The 3,461-nt window shown below is 39.7% G+C and carries 2 protein-coding genes and 2 pseudogenes; 1 reads left to right on the forward strand and 3 read right to left on the reverse strand.

Going from position 1 to position 3,461, the window contains the following annotated elements; all coding sequences use genetic code 11:
• Window positions 1-174 precede the first annotated feature (174 nt).
• Entirely contained in the window at window positions 175-612 is a 438-nt protein-coding gene (locus tag Q0200_RS11840; protein ID WP_297941300.1) for a hypothetical protein, read from the forward strand.
• Here Q0200_RS11840 and Q0200_RS11845 read toward each other — a convergent pair.
• The 3 genes and pseudogenes from Q0200_RS11845 to Q0200_RS11855 all read right to left on the reverse strand — a co-directional run.
• Window positions 592-1,182: pseudogene (locus Q0200_RS11845) on the reverse strand (DUF2920 family protein); the annotation flags it as partial. The gene Q0200_RS11840 and the pseudogene Q0200_RS11845 overlap by 21 nt on opposite strands.
• Window positions 1,169-2,455: a DUF2920 family protein gene (locus tag Q0200_RS11850; protein ID WP_297941301.1), complete on the reverse strand. Its 1,287-nt coding sequence runs from the start codon at window positions 2,453-2,455 to the stop codon at window positions 1,169-1,171. The pseudogene Q0200_RS11845 and the gene Q0200_RS11850, both read right to left, overlap by 14 nt.
• Before the next feature lie 66 nt (window positions 2,456-2,521).
• Window positions 2,522-3,433, reverse strand: a pseudogene (locus Q0200_RS11855) (DUF2920 family protein); the annotation flags it as partial.
• Window positions 3,434-3,461 lie beyond the last annotated feature (28 nt).

A 3,461-nucleotide genomic window follows, 5' to 3' on the forward strand; every position in this document is an offset into this window, starting at 1 on the left:
ACAAGTGAAATTGATAAAATATAAAATAAATGTTAAAATTATAAATAAATATATGATTATAAAAACCGTCGATTCCGTATTTTATTTTGCAAGAGTTAATTTATCGTTATTTAATGCTGGCGATATTAAAAATTTGGAAGAGTTTTTAATCAACAAAAACGTAAAGATAATGAAGTGATAAATTTAAGCGTAGATATGCCGACAAAAGGCGAAAAGTTTCTTAGATTTGCGATGTTTACGGCTCATATCGCATTTTCATTTTTTGCGGCGCGGTTGGTCGCTGCGTGCTATTTGTATTATATTTTTGCGCCGAATTTGCCGGTACCTATGGGCGTTTTGAGCGAAATTTTAGCCGGCGTATTAATCGGTATCGCGATATTTCCGTCTCAATTTTACTCCGTAAAGCTTGATTTATGCGGAACGCCCAGATATGCGAATTTTAGTTTTAGTAAATTTATAATTGTAATCTTCGTTTTTCCTATCGTAATCGGAATTTTATTTGATATTGGGCTTTTATTAAAAATAATAATGTTTATAAAGCATTATATAGATCGCTTTGTTATTTTTCTAGATAACGAATGCGTCGCAAGCGCCGTGCGAACTGCCGACTAGGACTACGGGCAGCTCGTCTATATCGGTCGCGGCTTTAAACGGCGGATTTGCCTTGATAAAAAGTGCGGCATTTATCACGTCTTGAGCTTGCATAACGCCGAAATTTTGATATTCGTTTTTGGTCGGTTGCAACGTGACGGATACTTGTAATTTAAAATCGCTAGGCAAACCGCCGCTTGATTTTATATTGCCCAAGTAGTCATCTAGCACCGAAAGTTCGCCGTAGCTGATATCGTTTGGGATTTCTATACCGATTTTCGAGCATTTGTTTTTAAGGATGATTTTGTCTAAATCGTTTAAAAAATAGGTTGCCCCCGTTTGCGGTCTGTTGCCGATGCAGTGGTAGTTCGGACTTGCCACGGCTACGTTAAATTCGCTCGCGACAAACTGCGCTAAGTGCTCTCTATAGTTTTCGTTCACATCTCCGCCAAGTCCAGGCACTATGAAAACTAGAGCTCTAGCCGGCTTTTCGTCGTCGTAGCAGAGCTTAAACTCAAGTAGCGAATCTCGCTTTATGCCAAGCTCTACATCGTCGCAGGATGGGATCTCGTATGTTTTATTTATTATCATGATTTTGCTGCGGTAGATTTTGTTCTTTTATCTCTAAATTTATCTTATCGTTCGCTTCAAAAAATTTATATTCTAAATCGTCTGAAACGTAACTTATGCTTTTGTCCCCGCAAGGCTGTTTCGGTCGAGCTGTGATTTTAGCCAGCATTGGCGGAAGCTCTTTTGAGATTAGCGTTTTTATCGACATATCTAAACCGTGCGTTAGCGTTTTGATAAATTTACCGTCAAGCTGACTTTCATTTTCTATTATATTTAGAGTAGCGTCGTAGCCTAAATTTTTCAGTTCGTCGTAGAGTCGTTGTTTTTCGCTAGCCGGAGCGTAAAAATCGTCATAAGCGTAATGATAACTCGTGTAAATTTGCTTTTTATAGCCGCTTTGGACTTTGAGGTGTTGCGGCATTAGAATTTCTCTTATGTATTCGCGTGATTTAGAAAAATAAGCAGGTGAGGTTTTGTCTAGAGTCCAAAAAGTTTTATCTGAAAAATAAAGCTCTATATTATGAAAATATTCTTTAGAGCGCCCGCTATAGTATTTTGTATAGTCTCGTTCTTTGCCAAAGCCGATAAAAGGCCAGTGCGCTAGCGCGTAGCTACTATTATCTATGACGCCGTCTATGAGCCATGGGGCGATTTTGGCGGCCATATGCGATAGATAGCCTCCGTGCGAGCTGCCTATCATGACGACTGGTAGGTCGTTTATGTCGGTTGTGCACTCAAAAGGAGCGTTGGCTTTTACGAAAAGTAGCGCATTGATCAAATCCTGCGCCTGCATAATGCCGAAATTTTGGTATTCGTTTTTAGTCGGTTGAAGGGAAATTGATAGTTTAAGCGACAAGTCTTGAGGTGCTGTCTTATCGCGTTTTCTTGCGTCTATTAGATTGTCGATATCAAGCAGGGTTTGCGTATTGATTACGCTTAAATTTTCCGGGAGCTCTATGCCGCACCTGGCGCATTCTTTTTTTAATATCGATCTATCTAAATCGTCAAAAAATATCGTCGCTCCTGTTTGCGGTCTATCGCCGATACAGTGGTAGTTTACGCCTACTACGGCTGCACTAAATTCGCTCGCGACAAACTGCGCTAAGTGCTCGCGGTAGTTGCTGTCCGCGTCTCCTCCGTAGCCAGGTATTATAAAAACTATTGACGAGACCGGCTTTTTGGTATCAAAGCAAAGGTTAAACTCTAGCAGGCTTTCTCGCTTTATATCAAGCTCTGTATCGTCGCAAGAGTGGATTTTATACGTTTTTTTAACTACTGTGCCGTTTTGCCATATTTTTGAAACTTGTAGATTGATTTTGTCGTTAGATTCAAAAAATTTATACTCTAAATTTTCCGAGATATAGGTTATGCTTTTATCCTCGCAAGGTTGTTTAGGGCGAGTTGCGATCTTGGCTAACATCGGCGGAAGTTCTTTTGAGATCAGCGTTTTTATAGACATGTCAAAGCCGTGAGTTAGCGATTTGATAAATTTACCGTCAAGCTCGCTTTCGTCCTTTATTATTTTTAATGTCGCGTCTATGCCACATGCGTTAAATTCGTTATAAAGTTCCGATTTATCGGCTATAGGAGCGATGTCGTCTCCGGCATAGTGATAGCTTAGATAAATCGGCTTTGGATATTTGCTTTGGGTTTTTACGTGGTCTAAATTTAAAATATAACGTATCTTTTCGTGTGCTGGCATAAATCTCTTATCGGAGCCATCTTTTAAGGTCCAAAGCGTCTTGTCGGAGATGAAAAAATTTATATGTTTAAAAAGCATATCGTTTGATGAGCAGCAGTGATTCATATAGTCAAGCTCTTTACCAAATCCCACGATCCTAAGCGGATACTTGGCGTAGCTACTGTTATCTATGACGCCGTCTATGAGCCACGGAGCGATCTTGGCGGCCATATGCGATAGATAGCCTCCGTGTGAGCTGCCGATCATGACGACTGGTAGTTCGTTTAAATTTTTAATCGCTTTAAACGGCGCATTTGCCTTTATAAAAAGTAGGGCGTTTATCAAATCCTGCGCCTGCATAATGCCGAAATTTTGGTATTCGTCTTTTGCCGGATCAATCGTAAGGGATAAATTTAAAACAAAATCTTTTGGAAATGCTCCGCTATTTTTATTGTTATCTATATAGTTACTAACCGCAGACAAGACGCCGTTTAGCTTATCGAAATTTTTTAGCGAGCTTAAATCTCCGCCTAGTTGCAGGTTTATCTCTCGGCATTTTTCTCTTAAAATTTCTTGATCAAATTCGTCCATATAGTATCTAGCGCCCGTAACTAATCTG

The sequence above is a fragment of the uncultured Campylobacter sp. genome (assembly GCF_938045225.1).
GTDB lineage: Bacteria > Campylobacterota > Campylobacteria > Campylobacterales > Campylobacteraceae > Campylobacter_A.